The sequence below is a fragment of the Pseudomonas nunensis genome (genome assembly GCF_024296925.1).
Taxonomy (GTDB): domain Bacteria; phylum Pseudomonadota; class Gammaproteobacteria; order Pseudomonadales; family Pseudomonadaceae; genus Aquipseudomonas; species Aquipseudomonas nunensis.
On the sequence record NZ_CP101125.1, the window covers coordinates 1,050,745 to 1,071,668 of the forward strand.

General features: G+C 59.7%; 20 protein-coding genes and 1 pseudogene. 9 read left to right on the forward strand and 12 right to left on the reverse strand.

Annotated elements, in window-relative coordinates; translation table 11 throughout:
- Window positions 1-31 precede the first annotated feature (31 nt).
- Entirely contained in the window at window positions 32-949 is a 918-nt protein-coding gene (gene yegS, locus NK667_RS04875) for a lipid kinase YegS (protein ID WP_054614020.1), read from the forward strand.
- Here the strand turns inward: yegS and NK667_RS04880 are convergent.
- From NK667_RS04880 to NK667_RS04890, 3 genes are all read right to left on the reverse strand, one after another.
- Complete coding sequence (locus NK667_RS04880; RefSeq protein WP_054614021.1) at window positions 933-1,592, reverse strand: response regulator; 660 nt, start codon at window positions 1,590-1,592, stop codon at window positions 933-935. The two genes, yegS and NK667_RS04880, sit on opposite strands and share 17 nt — an antisense overlap.
- On the reverse strand, window positions 1,589-2,482 hold the full coding sequence (locus tag NK667_RS04885; protein WP_054614022.1) for a sensor histidine kinase: 894 nt from the start codon (window positions 2,480-2,482) through the stop codon (window positions 1,589-1,591). The genes NK667_RS04880 and NK667_RS04885 overlap by 4 nt, the downstream gene beginning before the upstream one ends.
- A 514-nt stretch (window positions 2,483-2,996) precedes the next feature.
- The gene (locus NK667_RS04890) at window positions 2,997-3,467 is read right to left on the reverse strand and encodes a hypothetical protein (protein ID WP_054052103.1); all 471 of its coding nucleotides are present in this window, start codon (window positions 3,465-3,467) and stop codon (window positions 2,997-2,999) included.
- Window positions 3,468-3,910: 443 nt separating this feature from the next.
- Here NK667_RS04890 and NK667_RS04895 point away from each other — a divergent pair, with 443 nt between their 5' ends.
- Both NK667_RS04895 and NK667_RS04900 read left to right on the forward strand, forming a co-directional pair.
- Window positions 3,911-4,846 carry a chemotaxis protein CheV gene (locus NK667_RS04895; protein WP_054052105.1) on the forward strand — a complete coding sequence of 312 codons (936 nt, stop codon included), beginning with the start codon at window positions 3,911-3,913 and terminating at the stop codon, window positions 4,844-4,846.
- A 177-nt stretch (window positions 4,847-5,023) separates the two neighbouring features.
- On the forward strand, window positions 5,024-5,830 hold the full coding sequence (locus NK667_RS04900; protein ID WP_054614023.1) for an MOSC domain-containing protein: 807 nt from the start codon (window positions 5,024-5,026) through the stop codon (window positions 5,828-5,830).
- A 74-nt stretch (window positions 5,831-5,904) separates the two neighbouring features.
- Here the strand turns inward: NK667_RS04900 and ppnP are convergent, their stop codons facing one another.
- The 8 genes from ppnP to NK667_RS04940 all read right to left on the reverse strand — a co-directional run bounded on the left by ppnP (window position 5,905) and on the right by NK667_RS04940 (window position 15,227).
- The gene (ppnP, locus tag NK667_RS04905) at window positions 5,905-6,189 is read right to left on the reverse strand and encodes a pyrimidine/purine nucleoside phosphorylase (protein WP_054614024.1); all 285 of its coding nucleotides are present in this window, start codon (window positions 6,187-6,189) and stop codon (window positions 5,905-5,907) included.
- Between the two features lie 70 nt (window positions 6,190-6,259).
- Window positions 6,260-6,802 (reverse strand): 3'-5' exonuclease, encoded by a 543-nt coding sequence (locus tag NK667_RS04910; RefSeq protein WP_054614025.1) that lies wholly within the window; start codon window positions 6,800-6,802, stop codon window positions 6,260-6,262.
- Between the two features lie 71 nt (window positions 6,803-6,873).
- Entirely contained in the window at window positions 6,874-8,835 is a 1,962-nt protein-coding gene (locus NK667_RS04915) for an acetyl-CoA carboxylase biotin carboxylase subunit (protein ID WP_054614026.1), read from the reverse strand.
- Window positions 8,836-8,944: 109 nt separating this feature from the next.
- Complete coding sequence (locus NK667_RS04920; RefSeq protein WP_054614027.1) at window positions 8,945-9,742, reverse strand: enoyl-CoA hydratase/isomerase family protein; 798 nt, start codon at window positions 9,740-9,742, stop codon at window positions 8,945-8,947.
- A complete protein-coding gene (atuD, locus tag NK667_RS04925; RefSeq protein WP_054614028.1) occupies window positions 9,739-10,896 on the reverse strand; it encodes a citronellyl-CoA dehydrogenase in 1,158 nt (385 codons plus the stop codon). The genes NK667_RS04920 and atuD overlap by 4 nt, the downstream gene beginning before the upstream one ends.
- Window positions 10,897-10,919: 23 nt before the next feature.
- Window positions 10,920-12,536 (reverse strand): geranyl-CoA carboxylase subunit beta, encoded by a 1,617-nt coding sequence (gene atuC / locus NK667_RS04930; RefSeq protein WP_054614029.1) that lies wholly within the window; start codon window positions 12,534-12,536, stop codon window positions 10,920-10,922.
- 3 nt (window positions 12,537-12,539) lie between these two features.
- Window positions 12,540-13,424, reverse strand: coding sequence for an SDR family oxidoreductase (locus tag NK667_RS04935; RefSeq protein ID WP_054052121.1), 885 nt, complete (start codon window positions 13,422-13,424; stop codon window positions 12,540-12,542).
- 12 nt (window positions 13,425-13,436) lie between these two features.
- The gene (locus tag NK667_RS04940) at window positions 13,437-15,227 is read right to left on the reverse strand and encodes an acyclic terpene utilization AtuA family protein (protein ID WP_161807659.1); all 1,791 of its coding nucleotides are present in this window, start codon (window positions 15,225-15,227) and stop codon (window positions 13,437-13,439) included.
- A 190-nt stretch (window positions 15,228-15,417) separates the two neighbouring features.
- Here NK667_RS04940 and NK667_RS04945 point away from each other — a divergent pair, with 190 nt between their 5' ends.
- From NK667_RS04945 to NK667_RS04965, 6 genes and pseudogenes are all read left to right on the forward strand, one after another.
- On the forward strand, window positions 15,418-16,044 hold the full coding sequence (locus NK667_RS04945; RefSeq protein ID WP_054052124.1) for a TetR/AcrR family transcriptional regulator: 627 nt from the start codon (window positions 15,418-15,420) through the stop codon (window positions 16,042-16,044).
- 92 nt (window positions 16,045-16,136) lie between these two features.
- Window positions 16,137-16,931: a substrate-binding periplasmic protein gene (locus tag NK667_RS04950; protein WP_054052126.1), complete on the forward strand. Its 795-nt coding sequence runs from the start codon at window positions 16,137-16,139 to the stop codon at window positions 16,929-16,931.
- Between the two features lie 134 nt (window positions 16,932-17,065).
- Window positions 17,066-17,902: a hypothetical protein gene (locus tag NK667_RS32765; RefSeq protein ID WP_054614031.1), complete on the forward strand. Its 837-nt coding sequence runs from the start codon at window positions 17,066-17,068 to the stop codon at window positions 17,900-17,902.
- A 6-nt stretch (window positions 17,903-17,908) separates the two neighbouring features.
- Window positions 17,909-18,040, forward strand: a pseudogene (locus NK667_RS04955) (amino acid ABC transporter substrate-binding protein); the annotation flags it as partial.
- Window positions 18,041-18,174: 134 nt separating this feature from the next.
- Window positions 18,175-19,008, forward strand: coding sequence for a hypothetical protein (locus tag NK667_RS04960; protein WP_063869663.1), 834 nt, complete (start codon window positions 18,175-18,177; stop codon window positions 19,006-19,008).
- Between the two features lie 152 nt (window positions 19,009-19,160).
- A complete protein-coding gene (locus tag NK667_RS04965) occupies window positions 19,161-20,174 on the forward strand; it encodes a GNAT family N-acetyltransferase (protein ID WP_054614032.1) in 1,014 nt (337 codons plus the stop codon).
- A gap of 134 nt (window positions 20,175-20,308) precedes the next feature.
- On the opposite strand, the gene NK667_RS04970 is transcribed toward NK667_RS04965, so the two are convergent.
- A complete protein-coding gene (locus NK667_RS04970; RefSeq protein WP_054614033.1) occupies window positions 20,309-20,857 on the reverse strand; it encodes an RNA polymerase factor sigma-70 in 549 nt (182 codons plus the stop codon).
- Window positions 20,858-20,924 lie beyond the last annotated feature (67 nt).

The following is a 20,924-nucleotide window of genomic DNA, read 5'->3' on the forward strand; positions in this document are numbered from 1 at the left end:
CATACGGATTCCAATCATGGGAGTGATGGCAATGGATGAGCGCAAGGCGCTGTTGATTCTGCATGGCAAGCAGGCACTCAATGAGGACGTTCGCGCGGCCGTTGAAGGCAAGCGCAAGCAGGGGTGGGAGCTGGCGGTCCGGCTGACCTGGGAGGCCGGCGATGCCGCGCGTCTGGTGGATGAAGCGCTGACTGCCGGATACACACAAGTGATTGCCGGGGGAGGTGACGGCACCTTGCGCGATATCGCTGAAGCCATGGCGGCACACCCGAACGAGGCTAGCCTGGTGCTGCTGCCGTTGGGTACCGCCAATGACTTTGCCCGCGCCGCCGGCATTTCCCTGGAGCCCGCTCAGGCACTGGAACTGCTGGACACTGCTCCGAGCGCCATCGATCTGGGAACCGTTGGCGGACAGGCGTTCCTGAACATGGCCACCGGCGGATTTGGCAGTAACGTCACGGCCAACACCTCGGAGGACCTGAAAAAAATCCTGGGTGGCGCGGCGTATCTGTTCACAGGGTTATCGCGCTTCAGCGAATTACATGCCGCTTATGGCGAGTTGCAGGGGCCGGATTTTCACTGGCGTGGTGAATTACTGGCGCTGGGCATCGGCAATGGCCGACAGGCCGGCGGTGGCCGTGTGTTGTGTCCGGAGGCACTGGTAGACGACGGATTGCTGGACATCAGCATTCTGCCGGCACCTCAGGAAGTGGTCGGCACGTTGAAGAACTTGCTGACCGAGGGCTTCGGCATCGACAACATGTTCGTGCGAGCCCGTTTGCCTTGGGTCGAGATCAAGGTCTCGGAAGGCCTGCATATCAATCTGGATGGTGAACCGCTTGAGGGTGACGACTTGCGTTTCGAAGCGCGTCCGGCGGCGTTGCGTGTGCATTTGCCGCCGAACTCGCCGCTGCTGGGCTCAACGCCAGCCCTCAATCGTCCAGGCTGATAATTTGCTCGCGCACGGCGAACAGCACCAGGCCTGCCACGTCGTAGATCTGCAAGCGTTTCATGATCTGCGAGCGGTGGGTTTCGACGGTCTTGATGCTCAGGCCAAGGCCGTTGGCGATTTCCCGGGTGGATTTGCCGCGCACGATCAGTCGCAGGATTTCGAGCTGGCGTGCCGTCAGGTTGTGGGAGTCCTGGGCCGGCGCCTGGTTTTTCTGAGTACGGGTCAGCGCCTGGTTGATTACCGTGTGGGCGATGGCCGGGCTCAGGTAGCGCTCGTTGTTGCGCAAGGCGTCCAGGGCGTGTTCGAGTTCAGTCGCCGTGGTGTCCTTGAGCAAGTAACCATGAGCCCCGGATTCCAGTGCCTGCATGATCAGCGTCGGGTCGGTGTGCATCGACAGGATCAGTACTTTGCTTTGCGGGCGAACCCTTTTGAGACGCTGCAAGGCTTCGAGGCCGCCGGTCTCCTTCATGGAGATATCCAGCAAGACAATGTCCGGGGACAGTTGCTCGACCATCTCCAGCAGTTGCGAGCCGTCATTAGCCTCGCCGACTACCGCGTAGCCGGGAATATCCAGCACCAGAGCGCGCACGCCTGCCCGGATAAGCGAGTGGTCATCCACCAGAAGTAAATTACAAGTCAACGCATAACCTTATTCGTACTGGCCCGTTCGAGCGCGCGGGGCGCCCAGGGGAAAAGTGCTTCGATTTGAGTGCCTTTGCCTGGCTCGCTGGTCACGGTCAAGGTCCCGCCCAATTGCTCGATCCGTTCCGACATCCCGGCCATTCCACGTTGTCCCTCGCGTCCGGGGTTTGCCGCGGGCGCGAAACCGAGGCCGTCATCGCTGATCAGCAATGTCAGGCCTTGGGGCAGCCGTTGCACGCGCACCAGTAAATTCCGGGCCTCGGCATGGCGCAAAATATTGGTCACCGCTTCCTGGGTAATCCGGAACGCGGCCACGGCCATTTCTTCCGGAATGCCGGTCAAGCGCTGATGGCATTCCAGGCTCCAGTGCACCGAGGTATTGGCCAGGGTCTTGAGCAAGTGTGCCCGCAGGCTGGCTTCCAGGCCAAGACTGGTCAGCTGTCGGGGGTTGAGGATGGCTGAGACGTCGCGCACCTTGTTCAGGGTTTCTTCCAGGGTGTCGCACAGCACCGAGCATTGCCCCTGAAGGTCTTCGGGCAGTCGGCGCTTGAGCCACTCGCTTTGCAGTTTTGCCGCGGTCAGCAATTGGCCGATATCGTCGTGTAACTCGCGGCTGAGCCGATGGCGTTCGTTTTCCTGGACTTCCAGAAGTCGGTCGGCCAGCTCTTGGGGTTGAAACTTGATCGATTTGCGCGACAGGCGATGCCCGACCCAGACACAGGCCAGTGCCGCGATGTTGAGCACCAGCAGGCTCGCCGGCAAGCGAGTGGAGAGGCCATAGACCAGCAGACTGCCAAGCGCCGAGCAGGTACACAGCAACAGCGTGAACCGACGCGCGTTTACTCGGGAAGGTGGCCACGTGGTGATTGACTTGAGGCTGGCGTACATAGCAGATGGAGCCAATGGATGTTCGCTGCGGGCAGACCCGTCATGGTGACTGACGAGTCTCTGTCTGAAAAACTTTTGGGTAAATCACCGACTTCAACGGAGCAAAGCAAAGGGCGAAATACAGCGTTGAAGTTTGGCGTGTTGCACTCGTCTGGAATCAAGGTGCCATTAATTGACGCCAATTAATGGCCGGCATAATACCACTTAAGATACCGTTGGTCGCGTTTGGTATATATGTCTATACAGTCAGGAAATAGGGTGCATGGACGTTGGTTCCATAATGGAAAAAGTTTAGGTTTTTGTCACATGAAGATAGTGAAGGTGCCTGGATTTTATTTTTAAAGTCAGGCATTACCTGAGCCCGAGACAGAAAGTCGGTGCTCGACTGGAATACTTATTTGTAATGAGTTGTCGTTGACAGATATGAAATATGTAATTGCGACATGTGCATTCAAATGACAGAGCTGGGTGTGGGCAATAACAAAACCAGCCAACGAATAGTTGTCCGGTAAATTTAAGCTTGCCGTTCCGAGAACGTCACGAGGGTGAGCGGTTTGGCATGCACGGGAGGCTGAAAACGGCTTTGCCCGACCTGAAAGGCAAACGCTTCGATCAACGATGTCTGCTCGCTGTCATCCAGGCTCAACTGGCCGGTTTTTTGGTCGATGAGTTCGAGTTGCCAGGCCAGCAGCGTCAGGCAATCTTTCAGCGCTTCCAAGGCCAAGTCGTTCAGCACTCTCTGATGCTGGGCATGGTTCAACAAACCATGAATGTGCAGCGAAAACTCCGACACCGCTTCCAGTCCCAAGGCATCGGCCTTGTTCGCCAGCTTGAGCAGGGTGCTGAGCATGCAGTCGATCGCGTCCGTATCATGGCTGATCAGTTGCAGATGACTGAGGCATTCCTCGGTTTTGGCCAGGAATGTTTCAGCCTCGACGAGAAACTCGGGAAGCCCTTGAGTCCCCTCTTTATGGTCGTTCGGCATGCTTATCTCCACAACGTCATGTCAGATGGGGGAATGTCGTGTGTGTCGATAATCACGAGTTTTTGCGCGAGCGCACCCCGGCGAGCTGTTGTGCACGCTGGATAACTCGAGAGGGTGGAGGGCCACTGACCTGCGATCGCACACAAAAGCCTGACTCCGTTCATGCAATGAGAATGGCGTCACATTAATGGCTATTGGATATTGCGAATATCAGGTTGGGCCTGATTGTTACTAGGGGAATCCCTTACGCAGGGGAACCTATCGTGCAAACCGAGGTCGCGCGGCAGGGAAAGAAACGTGATGAAAATCACGAGGCCAGTAAAGCATGATGTTAATGTGACATCAATGGCTGAAGATGGCATTTCGTCGCGGGGTCAAGGTCCTGCAATAACAGCCGATAACCCTCTTTAGTGAATTCATCAGAACAAGCCCAGGAGTCATTGATGGCCGGCATTCTCGACACGGTAGACCAACGCACGCAACTGGTGGGTGAGAATCGCCTGGAAATTCTCATGTTCCGCTTGGCCGGGCGACAATTGTTCGCGATCAACGTGTTTAAAGTTCAAGAAGTCCTGCAACTGCCGAAACTGACCCTGATGCCCCAGCGTCATCCGTTTGTGTGCGGCGTGGTCAACCTGCGCGGCCAGACGCTGCCGGTGATCGACCTGTCCCAGGCGATCGGCATGCGTCCTTTGGTGCCAAGTCCGACCAGCACCATTATCGTTACCGAGTACAACCGCTCGGTGCAGGCGTTCCTGGTCGGCGGTGTGGACCGTATCGTCAACATGAACTGGGAAGCCATTCTGCCGCCGCCGACCAGCGCCGGTCGCCAGCATTACCTGACGGCCATCAGCAAGGTCGATGACCAGTTGGTGGAAATCATCGACGTGGAAAAAGTCCTCGCCGAAATCGTCCCGTACAACGCCAAGGTGTCCAAGGACAAACTCGATGACCCGGTGCTCGAACGCGCCCGTGGTCGTGAAGTGCTGCTGGTGGACGACTCCAATGTGGCGCTCTCGCAATTGCGCGACACCCTCGGCCAGTTGGGCGTGAAGATGCACATTGCCAGCGACGGTCTGAAAGCCCTGAACATGCTAAAGGCCTGGGCCGATACCGGTGTGGTCATGACCGACAAACTGCTGATGATCTTCACCGACGCGGAAATGCCGGAAATGGACGGCTATCGCCTGACCACTGAAATCCGTAACGACCCGCGCCTGCGCGGCCTCTACGTGGTCTTGCACACCTCGCTGTCCGGCAGTTTCAACGACTCGATGGTGAAGAAGGTCGGCTGCGACAACTTCCTCTCCAAGTTCCAGCCGGACAAGCTTGTGGATGTAGTGCGCCAGCGCCTGATGCTGGACGAAGTACCGGCCTGATCACGATCTAATCCCTGTGGGAGCGGGCTTGCTCGCGAAAGCGGTGTCACATTCAGCATTGATGTCAGCTGACACACCGCCTTCGCGAGCAAGCCCGCTCCCACAGGTTTTTTTTGCCTTTGATTCAGCGATCAAGCTCGTATAGGGTGGCTTTTTTTGCCCACCAGGGAGCAGGCAATGCTGCGTCTGAGCGCGCTTTATCGTTATCCGTTGAAATCCGCCAAGGGCGAGACCCTGCAACAGGTTAGCCTCGACAAACTGGGCCTGGACGGTGATCGACGCTGGATGCTGGTAGATGAAGCCAGCGGGCGTTTCCTGACCCAACGCGCGGTGGCGCAGATGAGCCAGTTGTCGGCGCTGTGGAATGCCGATGGCGGCTTGACCCTCCGTGCGCCTGGCCATTCACCCATCGATATCGCCTTGCCCGGCAACGAGGCAGAACTGCGCGGCGTGACCATTTGGCGCGACACTTTGCGTGTGCCGGATGCCGGCGACGCGGCGGCTGCCTGGGTCAGTCAGTTCATCGGCAAGCCGACGCGGCTGGTGCAAGTGCCGCTGGATCGCGCGCGCAGCACCCAGGCCGGTTACGGCAAGGACGATGATCAGGTGGCGTTCGCCGATGGTTTCCCGCTGTTACTAATCGGGCAGGCATCGCTGGAAGACCTGTCGAGCAAAGTCGGGCGACCGCTGGAAATGCTGCGCTTCCGGCCCAATCTGGTGATCGAAGGCAGCGGAGCCTATGCCGAAGATGGCTGGAAGCGCATCCGCATCGGCGATGTCGAGTTCCGGGTGGTCAAGTCGTGCGCGCGGTGCATCCTGACCACCATCGATCCGCAGACCGGAGTCCGCAGCGATGATCGCGAGCCGCTGGCCACGCTGCAAAAGTATCGGGCCGAAGAGGATGGCGCGATGTTCGGCCAGAACCTGGTCAACGACAGCAACGGTCGGCTTGAAGTCGGCATGCCGGTGACGATCCTCGAATAACCCGCACCATGAACGAAAAATGCCCGTGTCCTTGGACACGGGCATTTTTTTTGTCACTGTGAAAACCCAGGGTTTTAGCCGCGGTATTCGCACAGGTAAGCGGTGTCGACGGCCACTTTCAGCTGGAACTTGCTGTTGGCAGGAACGTTGAACTGGCTGCCGGCGGCGAAGGTTTCCCAGTCGCTGCTGTCCGGCAACTTGACGGTCAGGGCGCCGGTCACCACGTGCATGATTTCACGCTGGCTGGTGCCGAATTCGTATTCGCCCGGGGCCATGACGCCGATGGTCGCCGGACCTTCAGCAGTGCCAAAGGCGATCGACTTGACGGTGCCGTCGAAGTACTCGTTGACTTTAAACATGGGCGATTCCTCGAAAAAGGGCTTAAAAGGGCCGGCCAGTATGCACAACGCCCCTTGCGCCGTCACCTTCCTAGATGGGCAGCACCAGCGGTAACAACCGCGCGGTATTGCGTGCGTCCTCCAGCGCCCTGTGTTGCTGGCCGTTGAACTGCATGCCCGCGAGTTGCAGCGCACCGTTGAGCCCCAGCGGCCGTTCCAGTCGCCGCGCCTTGGCGAAACGCTGCTTGAGGTTCATGTGCGGCACCTGGCTCAAGAAACTGTCGAGTTGCAGGCGCTGCCATTCCTGAAGCAATTGTTTGCGGTCGTAGTCCCCCCAACTGGCCCAACCGTCCAGGCGCGAATGATGTTGGCCGAGCCAGCGTTCGAACGCCGGCCAGACCTCGGTCAGCGGCTGCGCGGTATCGATATTGGCCTGGGTGATGTGGGTCAACTCGCGGCAAAACGGCGTCAGCAACGGCCGGCGCGTCGGACGTACGAAGCGCTGGAATTGATCCAGTTCCCGACCTTTTCGGTCCACCAGGGTGGCACCGATTTCGATGATTTCCATCTCTGTGACTGGCCAGCCACCCTCATCGGTGGTGGCTTCCAGATCAATGACCAACCAGTGAGGCATCGCAGGGTTCCTGGTATCCGCGTCCTGATAGGGCTTGAGCGTAGCCAAACCCGGCGGATCCGCCTAGCGCCTTATTCGACCTCCAACAAAATCTGACGATTTTTGACCTGATCGCCGACCCTGACCTGTAAGCGCTTGAGCACGCCGTCGATGCCGGATTTCAGCGGATGCTCCATTTTCATGGCCTCCAGCACTACCAATAGCTGCCCCTTGCTGACGGTGCTGCCCTCGCTGACCAGCACGTCGACGATCGCCCCGTCCATCGGCGCCTTGAGCGTGCCGGAGCTGACGCTGGCCTGGCTGGTCACTGCAATTTGTGTGCGATCCACCAGCCTCAGGCTGCCGGGGCGGGTGAATAGCCAGAGTTGCTCGGCGTCGAGACGGTAGGCGTGACGCTGGCGGATGCCGTCGATTTCCAGAATGGCGTGCTGCCCGTCGCAGTGGATGATCTTCAGTTCGAGCGTCTGGTCGCCGACCTGTAGCCGGTATGGCTCGCCGGGCACCGCATTCAGTTCAACGCTCCAGTTCTGGTCTTCCACGCCGATCCGATAGTGCAGCGGCACACTGGCATTGTTGCGCCAGCCGGCCAAAGGCATGGTGTGTTGCTGGGCTGAAGCCTGATAGAGCAGCGCCGTCGCGATGGCCAGTTCTTCGGCGCTCGGGACGTGCGCATGCAGGCAAGGATGCTCGGCAAAGTGCGAAGGGATAAACCCGGTGCTGAACTCGCCGCTGATAAATTGTGGGTGTTCGAGCAGACTGGCGAGCAGGCGCTGATTGCTTTGCACGCCCAGCAGCACGCTGTCCTGCACCGCCCGCACAAGCTTGCGCCGGGCTTCTTCGCGGGTGGCGCCGTGGGCGATGAGTTTGCCGAGCAGCGGGTCGTAGAAAGGACTGACGTGCTGACCTTCGATCAGCCCATGGTCGATACGTACGCCGCTTTGCAACGCCGGCTCCCAGGCGCCGATACGCCCGGTTTGCGGCAGGAAACCCTGGGCCGGGTCTTCGGCGTACAGGCGCACTTCGATGGCATGCCCGTTGAGTTGCAGCTGATCCTGTCGCAATGGCAGCGGCAGGCCTTCGGCGACGTGCAGTTGCCAAGCCACCAGATCCAGCCCGGTGATCAGTTCGGTCACCGGGTGTTCCACTTGCAGTCGGGTGTTCATCTCCAAAAAGTAAAACTGCCCGCGCGCATCGAGCAGGAATTCCACCGTGCCGGCGCCGACATAGTTCACCGCGCGCCCGGCCTTGAGCGCTGCTTCGCCCATGGCCTGGCGCAGTTCAGCTGTCATCACCGGGCAGGGCGCTTCCTCGATGATTTTCTGGTGCCGGCGCTGGATCGAGCAGTCGCGCTCGCCGAGGTAGATCAAGTTGCCGTGCTGGTCGCCGAATACTTGCACCTCGACGTGGCGCGGATCGATCAGCGCCTTTTCGAGGATCAGTTCATCGCTGCCAAACCCGTGCAGGGCTTCGGAACGTGCAGTGCGCAATTGTTCCAGCAAATCACTGGCGTCGTACACCAGGCGCATGCCACGCCCGCCACCGCCGGCACTGGCCTTGATCATCAGCGGGTAGCCGATGCGCTCGGCTTCGCTGCTCAGGGTCGCGTCGTCCTGTGCAGCACCTTGATAGCCGCTGATGCAGGGCACGCCGGCCTGGATCATGGCGAGTTTCGACAGGCGCTTGCTGCCCATCAGCTCAATGGCTTCGGGGCTGGGACCGATGAAGGTGATGCCGGCCTGTTGGCAGGCGAGGGCGAATTCGGCGTTTTCCGAGAGGAAACCGTAGCCGGGGTGGATCGCATCGGCGCCAGTGCAGCGTGCGGCTTCGATGATCGCCGGGATGTTCAGGTACGACTGCTGCACCGGGGCCGGGCCGATGTTCACGGCTTCGTCGGCGATCTGCACGTGCAGGGCATCGGCGTCGGCGTCGCTGAACACCGCGACGGTGCGGTAGCCCAGGGTCTGGGCGGTGCGCTGGATGCGGCAGGCGATTTCACCGCGGTTGGCGATCAGGATTTTGCGGAGTCCGGGCATCGGTCGTCTCTCAAGTTATGCGGTGAAAGTGATGGCCTCTTCGCGAGCAAGCTCGCTCCCACATTTGGAATGCATTCCCCTGTGGGAGCGAGCTTGCTCGCGATGCTTTTTAGGAGGCCCACCCCGGTTTTCGCTTTTGCACAAAGGCCATGGTCCCCTCGACCCCCTCAGCCCCAGTCACCGCTTCGCTGAACCACTCGGCCGCTTGATCCAATAATTCATCGGACGGCTGCCCGGCACTCGCCAACAGCAATTTTTTGGTCGACGCATTCGCCCCCGGTGCGCAGCACAACACATGCGCCAATACTTCTTCGAGGCGTTCGGCCAGGGCTTGCGCGTCGTGTTCGACAAAATGCACCAGGCCCATGCGCCGCGCCTGGGTGCCATCGAAGCGTGCCGCCGTCAGGGCCAGTCTTCGCGCCTGGGTCAGGCCGATGCGCTGGACCACGAATGGTGCAATCTGCGCCGGCAACAGACCGAGGCTGGTTTCCGGCAAACCGAATTGCGCCTGATGATCGGCCAGCGCGACATCGCTGACACAGGCCAGGCCAAACCCACCGCCCAGCACCGCGCCTTGCAGCACTGTGATCACCACTTGCGGGGCGTGTTGTACCTCTTGCAGCAAGGCACCGAACGCCCGGTTCAAGTCGCGATAGGCTTCCGGACCTTGAGCGCGGGCATTGGCCATGTCCTTGATGTCGCCACCGGCGCAGAAATGCCCACCGGCACCGCTGATCACCAAGGCCCGCACAGCCCGGTCGTCATGCACTGCCGCCAGCACCGCGCGCAGTTCGGCGACCATCTGCAAGCTCATGGCGTTGCGGCTTTGCGGGCGGTTGAGGGTGATGTGCAGTACGCCGTTGTGCCGTTCGAGCAACAGCGTCTGGCAATCCGGCAGGCTGGTCATTTCTTTTTCCCCGGCAGGATGCCCATGAGTTTGCAGATGATCCCCAGCATGATTTCGTCGGCGCCGCCGCCAATCGACACCAGCCGCACATCGCGATACGCGCGGGCCACCGGGTTGTCCCACATGAAGCCCATGCCGCCCCAATATTGCAGGCAACTGTCGCTGACTTCCCGGCCGAGTCGCCCGGCTTTGAGTTTGGCCATCGACGCCAGGCGCGTGACGTCCTGGCCTTTGATGTACTGCTCGGTGGCCTGATAGACCAGCGCCCGCAGGCATTCGATTTCGGTTTGCAGTTCCGCCAGGCGAAAGTGAATTACCTGGTTGTCGATCAGCGCATTGCCGAACGTCTTGCGCTCCTTGCAGTACTCGATGGTGCTGTCGATGCAGTATTCCAGGCCCTTGATCATGTTCGCCGCACCGAACAGACGCTCCTCCTGGAACTGCAACATCTGCATCATGAACCCCGCGCCTTCGTGGCCGATGCGGTTGCGCTGCGGGACCCGCACGTTATCGAAAAACACCTGGGCGGTTTCCGAGCTGCGCATGCCGAGTTTGTCCAGGTGCGAACTCAGGCTGATGCCGGGCGTGTTCATCGGCACCATGATCAGCGACTTGTTGACGTGGGGTTTGTCGTCCGAGGTGTTGGCCAGCAGGCAGATGAAATCGGCGCTCGGCGAGTTGGTGATCCACATCTTGCTGCCGCTGATCACGTAGTCGTCGCCGTCCTTGCGCGCGGTGGTTTTCAGCCCGGCGACATCGGAACCCGCGCCGACTTCCGACACGCCGATGCAGCCGACCTGCTCGCCAGTGATCGCGGGTCTCAGAAACTCTTCACGCAATTCATCGGAGCCGAAGCGGGCGAGGGCCGGGGTGCACATGTCGGTTTGCACGCCGATGGACATCGGAATGCCGCCGCAATGGATGGTGCCGAACTCTTCGGCGGCGACGATCGAATAGCTGTAGTCGAGGCCCATGCCGCCGAATTTTTCCGGTTTGGAAATCCCCAGCAATCCGAGGTCGCCAGCCTTGCGAAAAAGTTCATGGATCGGAAAGCGCCCGGCCTTTTCCCACTCCTCGACGTGCGGGTTGATCTCGTGATCGACGAACTGGCGGACGGTGCGCCGCAGTGCTTCGTGTTCCTGGGTGAAGATCATTTTTATTGTTCTCCTGAGCGCCGCTAGAAGCGGGCGACACCAAAACTATTGGCTTGCAGCGGCCGAACCTCGGCCTCATGGCAGATATCCAGCAAGTACCCGAGCAACGTCCGGGTGTCTCGCGGATCGATCAACCCGTCGTCCCACAAACTGGCGCTGCCATAAAGTGCGGTGGACTGGCTGTCGAGTTTCTGCGCGGTGACCTGCTCCAGCATGTCGAGCATTTTCGGGTCCGGCACCAAACCGTCCTTGAGCTGTTTGGCCTCGGTGACGATGCGCAACACCTTGCCGGCCTGGGCACCACCCATCACCGCCGTCCGGCTGTTGGGCCAGGCGAAGATGAAGCGCGGGTCGAGGCCACGACCGCACATCGCGTAATTGCCAGCGCCATAGGAACCGCCGACGACGATGGTCAGTTTCGGCACTCGGGCATTCGCCACTGCCTGGATCATCTTCGCGCCGTGCTTGATCACGCCTTGCTGTTCCGACTCGGTACCGACCATGAACCCGGTGGTGTTGTGGAAAAACAGCAGCGGGGTCTGGCTCTGGTCGCACAACTGAATGAACTGCGCAGCCTTGCTCGCGCCCTTGGGCGTGATCGGGCCGTTGTTGCCGATGAAGCCGCAGGCGCGACCCTGGATTTTCAGGTGACCGCAGATGGTCTGCTGATCAAACTCGCCCTTGAATTCGAGGAAGTTCGACGCGTCGGCAATCCGCGCAATGATTTCGCGCACGTCGTATGGCTTTTTCGGATCGTCCGGGATCAGGCCGAGCAATTCGTCGATGGGGTAGAGCGGCTCCTTCCACTGCGGCTCGGGCAGCCATGGCAACTGCTCGTTCCAGGACAACAGGCTGACAATTTCGCGCGCCAGACGCACGCCGTCGGCATCGTTCTCGGCCAGGTATTCGGCGGTGCCGGCGGTTTGTGCGTGCATCTCCGCGCCGCCCAGTTCTTCATCGGTGGCGACTTCGCCAGTGGCAGCTTTCAGCAGCGGTGGGCCGGCGAGAAACAGTTTGGCCTTGCCGCGCACCACCACCACGTAATCCGACAAGCCCGGTTGATACGCGCCACCGGCGGTGGCCGAGCCATGGACCACAGTGATCTGTGGCAAACCCATGGCCGACATCCGCGCCTGATTGGCAAAGCTGCGCGCGCCTTCGATGAAAATCTCGGCGGCGTAATTGAGGTTGGCGCCGCCGCTCTCGGCCAGGGTGATCACCGGCAGTTTGTTTTCCATGGCGATCTGTTGCAGGCGCAGGGATTTTTTCAACCCACTGGGGGAAATGGTTCCGCCCTTGATCGCGCTGTTGTTCGCCACCACCAGCACGCGCACGCCGGACACGTAACCGATCCCGGCAATCAAGCCGCCGCCGGCGGAACTGCCGTCCTTGTCGTCGTGCAATTTATAGCCGGCCAGGCTCGCCAGTTCGAGGAACGGCGCGCCGGGGTCGAGCAGCAGGTTGAGGCGTTCACGGGGCAGCAGTTGGCCACGCTTGTCGAATTTGGTCTTGGCTTCGGCGGCCTTGTTCAGCAGGTTCTGTTCGAGCTGACGCACGTGCTCGATACCTACCAGCATCGCCGCGCGGTTTTGCGCGAACTGTTCACTGAAAGGGTCGATCTGGGACTCGATCACCGGCATGGCTTATTCCTTGTCCTTGAGCACTTCGGGCCGCAGTACATCGGGTAAATAGGCGCGGTGGAAACCGTTGTACGACTCGCTGTTCTGCGCCTTGTGAATTGGCCACGCCCGACCGCCCAGGCTCGCCGCACCGTCGATGCGCAACGTGCTGCCACTGACGAACGCTGCCGCCGGACTGAGCAGGAACACAATCGCCGCACTGACTTCCGATTCGGTGCCAATCCGTTTGAGCGGCACATGCTCGCGCAGGGTCGGGATCACCGCTTTGAACGCACCTTCGTAGGTGTCCATGCCGCTGGAGGCAATCCAGCCCGGCGCCACGGCGTTGACCCGCACCCCGGCGTAACCCCATTCGAACGCCGCAGTCTTGGTCAGGTTGTCCATGCCCGAGCGCGACGCCCCCGAATGGCCCATGCCGGGCATGCCGCCCCACATGTCGGCGAGCATGTTGACGATGGCCCCGCCGTGTTTGCTCATGGATTGGTTGAACACTTCCCGGGCCATCAGGAAACCGCCCACCAGGTTGGTGCGCATTACGGTTTCGAAACCCTTCTGATTGATCGAGGCCAGTGGCGACGGGAATTGTCCGCCGGCATTGTTGACCAGGCCGTGGATCGGACCGAACAGGCGGATCAACTCGCTGACCAGATGCTTGACCGCTTCTTCCTCGCGAATATCGCAGGTTTTCCAGTCAGCCTTGCCGCCGTCCTCGGCAATCTCGGTGGCGACGTTTCTCAATTTGTCGGCATTGCGCCCCACCAGCAGCACATGGGCGCCGAGGGCCGCCAGTTCGTGGGCGGTACAACGGCCGATGCCGCTGCCGCCGCCAGTGACAATAATGGTTTGGCCAGCGAACAGATCGGGTTTGAAAATCGAGTCGTAAGCCATGGCAGCGGTCCTCTAGTTGACCTGGTCGGCGATGCGCTGGGGCACCGGAATCTGCATCTCCAGCAGTTGTTGGGCGAAGGCCTTGCCTTGCGGATCGATCCGCAGGCTGGCCACGCCGCCACCGCCGAGGGCGTTTTCCAGCAGGAAATTCAAGCTGTGGGTGCCGGGCAAATACCAGCGCTCGACACGCCCGTGGACCGGATCAAGCACGTGGCTCATCCAGTCGACGATCACCTCCGGCGTCAACGCTTCGGCGATCCACGGCAGGAACTGGGCATCCCGCGGCATGACCCCGATGTTGCTGTGATTGCCCTTGTCGCCGGAACGGGCCACCGCGAGTTTGATCAGCGCGACACTGGCGTCGGCCCGCTCGGTGGGTTTGGGTGGCTCGAACGGCACGGGCAGATCAGCGGGGTCGAGCGCATCGAGGGCGGGCAGGGCGCAGGGAAAGCGTTGACCCGTGAGATCAATCTCCAGCGTGCAGGCGGTTTTGTCGATCAGGAACGAGAACAGCCGGATCAGCGGATACACCGTCGGCCTGCCGCCAACAATCCCGGTCAATCCCGGTGCCATGCCGGTGGCGGCCTGAGCGATTTCCCGGGAGAACACGATCAACGCCTGTTTGCTCGGGTGGCGCACGGCGAGTTTGATCACCACTTCGCGGCTGTCCTGGCGTTGGCCGTGGGGGCCGTAGGTGGCCTCGCTGCCGAGCAGTTCGATGTTGACTTCGCTGTAAGGCGCCCAGCCGCGCTGGCTGAAAATCTCCGACGTCTTGTTGATGATTGCTTCGCTGACCCGCCGCGCCTTGTCCACCGCATCGATACCGGCGATCAGGCAACTGGCGGTGCAGCGGAAACCGTCCGGGTAAGTCGCGCTGACCTTGTATTGATCCGTCGGCGGCAGGCCTTTGGCGCCGTGCACCTGCACCGCGTTTTTGCCTTGTTGCTGGAGTTTGACCTGACTGAAATCGCAGACCACGTCCGGCAGCAGGTAGGCTCGCGGGTCGCCGATTTCATAGAGCATCTGCTCGCCGACGGTCAGCGGCGTGACCAGCCCCCCGGAGCCTTCGGGTTTGCTGACGATGAACTGACTGTCGGCGCTGACTTCGACGATGGGGAAACCGATGTGCTCGTAGTCGGGCACCTCGCGCCAGTCTGTGAAGTTGCCGCCGGTGCACTGCGCGCCGCACTCGATGATGTGCCCGGCCAGCGCGGCCTGGGCCAATTTGTCGTAGTCGTGCCACGACCAGCCGAATTCATGCACCAATGCTGCGCTGACCACGGCGCTGTCGACCACCCGCCCGGTTATCACGATGTCAGCACCCAAACGCAGCGCTTCAACGATGCCCGGTGCGCCGAGGTACGCGTTGGTCGACACGCACATCGGTGGCAACGGCGCGCCGCTGAACATTTCGCGAATGCCCTGGCTGCTGAGCTGTTTGAACTGCGGTTGCAGGTCATCACCCAGCAGCACGGCGATCTTCAGCGCCACACCGGCCTTGTCGCACGCTGCTTGCAGGGCGGCGGCGCAGGCTTGCAGGTTGACCCCACCGGCGTTGCTGATGACGCGGATCTTCTGCTCGGCGAGTTGCGGCAACAGGGGACTGAGGACTTCGATGAAGTCGCTGGCATAGCCGGCCAGGGGATCTTTCATCCGGGCGCCGGCCATGATCGACATCGTGATCTCGGCCAGGTAATCGAACACCAGATAGTCCAGGCGCCCGCCTTGCACCAGTTGCGCGGCGGCGGTCGAGGTGTCGCCCCAGAAGGCACTGGCGCAACCGATGCGGATGTTTTTTGGCACAGTCAACTCCATGCTCAGCTCCGACAGAAGTGCTCCGAGACTACCAAGCAAGCGCTTGGTTTGTAAACGCCTGAAATATCTTCTCCCCAAGCGCTTGCTTGGTCGCTCCGGCCAGCTTAAATTGCCCGCGCAACCCCGCTGATTTAGCGGCGAGCGGCGCATCTGACTGAACGACTGTAGGAGAGAACGGGTGGACGAGCAAAAAGCCCTGAGGGTGATGCGCGAATTGGTCGACAACGGCCAATTGACCGACCCGGATAGCGCTCGCGGCAAACTGCTGCAAGTGGCGGCTCATCTGTTCCGCAATAAAGGTTATGAACGCACCACCGTGCGGGATCTAGCCAGCGCAGTGGGCATTCAGTCGGGCAGTATTTTTCATCACTTCAAAAGCAAGGACGAGATCCTGCGTGCGGTGATGGAAGAAACCATTCGCTACAACACCGCGTTGATGCAGGCGGCCTTGGCCGAGGCTGCCAACGTGCGCGAGCGGGTGCTGGCGCTGATTCGTTGCGAGTTGCAGTCGATCATGGGCGGCAGCGGCGAAGCCATGGCGGTGCTGGTTTATGAATGGCGTTCGTTGTCCGCAGAAGGGCAGGTCCACGTGCTGGCCCTGCGTGACATTTATGAAGAGATCTGGCTGCAAGTGCTGGGCGAGGCCAAGGACGCCGGGTTTATCCGTGGCGACGTGTTCATCACCCGGCGTTTCCTGACGGGCGCGTTGTCCTGGACCACCACCTGGTTTCGCGCCGGCGGCAGCATGAGCCTCGATCAATTGGCCGATGAGGCGTTGATTCTGGTGCTGGAAGAACGGCAGTAAGACGTCTATCTCGACGATAAACTGGCTAAGTAGGCGAAACCGCCTAGCTTGAATGGATTGATGCATATTTTTTCGGGGAGTGGGTTGTTTTGATGTCTTCGCCAAGTTGGACGGTCTCGCGGCTTTTGCTGGCGGCACTCGCGGTGCTATGGGTATTGCCGTCCCAGGCAGCGCAACAGGTGCGGGTCGGCGCTGCGCACTTTCCGCCTTACACCGTGCGCCCGGAGTCTGGTGCTGACACCGGTTTGTTGCCGCAATTGGTGGAAGCCCTGAATCAATTGCAGACCGACTACCATTTCGTGCTGGTGCCCACTTCGATTCCCCGGCGTTTCGGTGATTTCAAGCAGGGCCGGGTGGACATGGCGATCTTCGAGAACCCGGAGTGGGGCTGGAAGGACATTCCTCACACCACCGTCGACATGGGCCTGGAAGACGCGGAGATTTTTGTCGCGCAACGTAAACCAGATCGTCAGCAGAGTTACTTTGCCGACCTCACGGGCAAGCGTCTCGCACTGTTCAGCGGCTATCACTACGAATTCGCCAACTTCAACGCCGACCCGAAATTCCTCGCGCAGAATTACAACGCCACGCTGACCTATTCCCATGACAGCAACCTGCTGATGGTGCTGCGTGACCGCGCGGACATTGCCCTGGTCACGCGCTCGTACCTGAGCGATTACTTGCTGCGCAACGAAAAAGTCGCCGATGAATTGCTGGTGTCCCAGCGCATCGATCAGGTCTACCACCACTACGCGCTGCTCAGTCCGAGCGCGCCGATCAGTGGCCCGGCGTTCACCCAGTTGCTGCAAGGCCTGCGCGACAACGGCCAGATGCTGAAGATTTTCGAGCCATACAAGATCGCCGTGGTGCCAGTGCCCAAGTCCTGACCGATTGTCTGAAATAGCGGGTTTTTGCCACTGACCTGTCAGATCTGACAGTAGAAAACCCGCAGCCCCCACGTTTACATGACCTCCTGCCGTCGGCTCTGTTCTTGGGCTGACTTTGTCTAGAGGTCCATGCCATGTCTGACCCTGTCTTCGTCAATCTGAAATGTGTTCCACCACTCAACGTCCCTGAGGCTCCTGACAACCGGCTCAAGGTGCGTCCAACTGATGACGGACAACCGGGCATTAGCGTTCTGGTGGAACCTTGGCCGTTTATGGCCCCGTCCAATACGGTAACACTGCATGTCTGCGGCCAGCGTCAGGATGGCAGCCCGTTCATGTTGCGCGTGGTGTATGCCGAGCCAGTCACTGATACCGACGTCAACGAAGGCTGGGAGCGATCTATTCCGTGGCACGTGCTCAACGATCTGCAGCACGGCAGTTCACTGGTGTTTGTATTTCAAGTGGCCTTTGACGATTGCTGCGGGTGCTGTCCGTTGCTGTTTCCACCATTGGTGATCGAGGTACTCATCCCATTCGAAGATTTGACGACGTTCACCGATGGAAATTGGAATCATTGGGAAAAAGGGGATGCAATAAAAGATGCACGGGATCTGCTGTTGGTTAACAGGAACGGTAACGAATGCCTGGAGAATATGACTTACTCCAGTAATTCATCTGGAGTGGTCTTGATTAAGACTTACGATCAGCTTGAGGTAGGTCTGCGTTATGAGTTTGGTTTGTCAGTTCGGCGATTGAATAATTCCAATCCCGTTCCAGCCCTGTCGTTGCAGACAAGTTCAGGGCCTGTGACCGATGAAACCCCGATTACTGACTTATCCTGGCATCCGCTCAAGGGCGAATTCATTGCTGATGCCTGCACCATGCAGTTGTGGATCTACAGTCATGAGGCTGATACAAACATCAGAGGTAACGATTACGGGTTGGACGATATTCTGGTCCGGCAGGTGTAGCGCTTCGTGCTCAGCCCGGCCGCGCCGATCAGTGGCCCGGCGTTCAGCCAGTTGCTGCAAGGCCTGCGCGATAACGGCCAGATGCTGAAGATTTTCGAGCCGTACAAGATCGCGGTGGTGCCGGTGTCCAAGCCTTGACCGCTTGTCTGGAAAAGCGGTTTTTGGCCACTGACCTGTCAGATCTGACAGTAGAAAAACCACGAGCCAAACGATTTGATGACCTCTTGTTTTCAGCTCTATTACTGGGCTGAATTTGTCGAGAGGTCCTTGTCATGGCACAACCCGTCTTCGTCAATCTGAAATGTGTTCCATCAATCAACGTTGCGCACACCCCTGATAATCATTTCAGCGTAAGGCCGGCCGAAGATTCAGGAGAGGGCATTGCAGTGCGTGTTGAACCGTGGCCTTTCATGGCGCCGTCCAACACGGCAACTCTGCATGTTTGCGGGACGCACAATGACGATAGCCCCTTCATGTTGCGCGTGGCGTATGCGGAGCCGGTCACTGAAGTTGAAGTCAACGAGGGTTGGCAAAGAACGATCCCTTGGGATGTGCTCGGTGATCTGCGGCATGGCAGTTCGCTGGTATGTATATTCCAAGTGGCGTTCGACGATTGCTGCGGCTGCTGCCCGTTGCTGTTTGCGCCGTTGAGCTTGCGGGTAAACGTGCCGTGGCAGGACCTCACTACCTTCACCGATGGTGATTACAACGGCTGGCAGGTCGGGCCGGCGGCTTCTGATCCAAGGGATCTTGTCATTGTCAGAATGCCTGACGGTAATGACGTGCTTCACAATAAGTCCCACACGAGTGCCTCCAACGGCGTGGTTCTATTCAAAACCTATACCGAATTGCGGGTGGGTGAGGTCTATGAATTCAGCTTGAGGATTAGTCGATCAGGCATGGCAGGCACAAAGCCGATTCTCGTGCTTCAGGCCGATGATGCGGTGGTGGCCGGTCCAGAAGAAATTCCCACTCTTGATTGGGTGATACTGCGCGGGAGCCTCATACCGAGCAGTACGACGATGACGTTAAGGCTCATCAGCGAAGTCGCCACCGGGGGAGGCAATGATTACTACGTGGACGATATCCTGGTCCGTACGTTGTAGTGGAGGAACTTCCATCGAAGGGAAGCCTGATACGCCTCAACGGCTTTCAAACGGTTTGTCGATTGTCGGGCCGGCCAGGCGGATGACTTGTTAAATTTCCTTCTCCCGCTTACGTCACTTGTTGAATTGTCGACGATACGTGAGCCCGACCCATGTCCAATCTGAATGACCTGACTGCCCTGGCGTTACCGTCAGGGCGCAGCCTTGTAGCCGATGAAACCGAAAACCGGCTGAGCCTCAGCCTGGAAGGGCAACCGCTGATTCGTTTGCGTCTGTCCCGCGAGCCCGGTTTGCACATCGAGGTGGAAGAACGCTTCGGGTTGCCCGCCGGTCAGGCGTTCTGGGCGGCGTGTTATTGGCTGTTTGCGCGTGATCCGGATTGCCAGCGCCTGACCTGGCGCCTCGGCGAAGCGCCGACCGAAGCCTTGCGCAGCGGTTTGCTGATCCCGACCGAAAAACTCGGTGAGTACCGCTGCGAGCGCACGCTGTTCTGGCAGTTGCCGCAGCCGTGGCTGGGGGAGTCGCTGTCGGGCATTTATCCACAGCAAATGGTCATCAGCGCCGGCAAGCGTCATCCCTTGCGCCCGGCCAAACCGCGCGGTGAAGTCTATCGACGTTTCGATGCACGTCTCGGCGCCTGGATTTCCTTGCGCACGGTAGAAATCGAACAGGACCTGCCGCGCTTCAATCGCTGGCAGAACAGCCCGCGGGTTGCGAGTTTCTGGGAAGAGCAGGGCAGCCTCGAAAAGCATCGCGGGTACTTGAGCAAGCTCGACGCCGATCCGCATACCCTGACGCTGATCGGTTGTTTCGATGATCAGCCGTTCGCCTACTTTGAAGCCTACTGGGCCAAGGAAGATCGCATCGCGCCGTTCTATGACGCCGGCGATTACGACCGTGGCATTCACATGTTGGTGGGGGAAGAGGCGCATCGCGGCCCGCACAAAGTCGCGAGCTGGTTATCGGCGCTGGTGCATTACCTGTTTCTTGATGATCCGCGCACCCAGCGCGTGGTCGCCGAGCCTCGTGCCGACAACGCGAAGATGATCGGGCATATGCACAACCAGTGTTTCCACTGCGAGAAAGAGTTCGACTTCCCGCACAAGCGCGCGGCGCTGATGGTGTTGGGGCGTGAGTGGTTTTTTGATCGGTGCAGGTTGGCGTGATGCGTAGGGCTCAAGATTCTTTGCGGTCTTGAGTCAGCCTTCGCGGGCAAGCCCGCTCCCACATTTGACCTGTGTTCGCAGGACCAATGTGGGAGCGGGCTTGCTCGCGAATGGGGGCAACGGGATTTTGGAACTTAACGCCGGGCAAACGTATCCGCCCGACTCCCCGATACCTTGCGGCAGTGCACCAGCGCATCACGAATCATGAAATTCACCAAGGTCGGCGAGACGCCGAGTTCCTTGGCGATGTCCTTCTGCGGTACGCCGTGCAGGCGGTACATCTCGAAGGCATAACGCGTGCGGCTGGGCAGCTCGGTCAGCGCATCGGCGATGTGTTCCAGGGTCGAGAAATTGATGTGCGAGGTTTCTGGCGAAGCGCCCTGGATCACCACGTTCAGACCTTCCTCTTCAGGGCCCGAATACTTCTGCTCCAGCGCCTGTTTGCGGTAGTGATCGATCGCCAGGTTGCGCACGATCTGGAACAGGTAACTGAGCTGAGCCTTGAATGAAGACGTGATCTGCGGCGCCGATTGCAGTCGGAAAAACGCATCTTGCACCACGTCCTCAGCCCGCGACCGGCAGCCGGTAATGCGGGCTGCAATTTTGACCAGAATCAGTCGGTTGTCGACAAAGGCCTGAAGTAGCGGTGAATCGCACCTGCTTGTGGATACTTGTTCCGTCATGGAAATCACCTTGCTGCAAATAGGGTTGCGGGACGACAAGCGTTTCGGAGCCGTCCTACACATCGAG

Bases quoted from the DNA above. Each gene is read 5' to 3' on its own strand.
- NK667_RS04910 (WP_054614025.1), bottom strand. From the start codon at position 6,802: ATGCCTCACTGGTTGGTCATTGATCTGGAAGCCACCACCGATGAGGGT.
- NK667_RS04895 (WP_054052105.1), top strand. From the start codon at position 3,911: ATGGCCGGCATTCTCGACACGGTAGACCAACGCACGCAACTGGTGGGT.
- ppnP (WP_054614024.1), bottom strand. From the start codon at position 6,189: ATGTTTAAAGTCAACGAGTACTTCGACGGCACCGTCAAGTCGATCGCC.
- NK667_RS04960 (WP_063869663.1), top strand. From the start codon at position 18,175: ATGGCACAACCCGTCTTCGTCAATCTGAAATGTGTTCCATCAATCAAC.
- NK667_RS04965 (WP_054614032.1), top strand. From the start codon at position 19,161: ATGTCCAATCTGAATGACCTGACTGCCCTGGCGTTACCGTCAGGGCGC.
- NK667_RS04885 (WP_054614022.1), bottom strand. From the start codon at position 2,482: ATGTACGCCAGCCTCAAGTCAATCACCACGTGGCCACCTTCCCGAGTA.
- atuC (WP_054614029.1), bottom strand. From the start codon at position 12,536: ATGCCGGTGATCGAGTCCCAGATCGACCCTTTCAGTGAACAGTTCGCG.
- NK667_RS04915 (WP_054614026.1), bottom strand. From the start codon at position 8,835: ATGCCCGGACTCCGCAAAATCCTGATCGCCAACCGCGGTGAAATCGCC.
- NK667_RS04935 (WP_054052121.1), bottom strand. From the start codon at position 13,424: ATGGCTTACGACTCGATTTTCAAACCCGATCTGTTCGCTGGCCAAACC.
- NK667_RS32765 (WP_054614031.1), top strand. From the start codon at position 17,066: ATGTCTGACCCTGTCTTCGTCAATCTGAAATGTGTTCCACCACTCAAC.
- NK667_RS04970 (WP_054614033.1), bottom strand. From the start codon at position 20,857: ATGACGGAACAAGTATCCACAAGCAGGTGCGATTCACCGCTACTTCAG.
- atuD (WP_054614028.1), bottom strand. From the start codon at position 10,896: ATGATCTTCACCCAGGAACACGAAGCACTGCGGCGCACCGTCCGCCAG.
- yegS (WP_054614020.1), top strand. From the start codon at position 32: ATGGATGAGCGCAAGGCGCTGTTGATTCTGCATGGCAAGCAGGCACTC.
- NK667_RS04950 (WP_054052126.1), top strand. From the start codon at position 16,137: ATGTCTTCGCCAAGTTGGACGGTCTCGCGGCTTTTGCTGGCGGCACTC.
- NK667_RS04890 (WP_054052103.1), bottom strand. From the start codon at position 3,467: ATGCCGAACGACCATAAAGAGGGGACTCAAGGGCTTCCCGAGTTTCTC.
- NK667_RS04920 (WP_054614027.1), bottom strand. From the start codon at position 9,742: ATGACCAGCCTGCCGGATTGCCAGACGCTGTTGCTCGAACGGCACAAC.
- NK667_RS04900 (WP_054614023.1), top strand. From the start codon at position 5,024: ATGCTGCGTCTGAGCGCGCTTTATCGTTATCCGTTGAAATCCGCCAAG.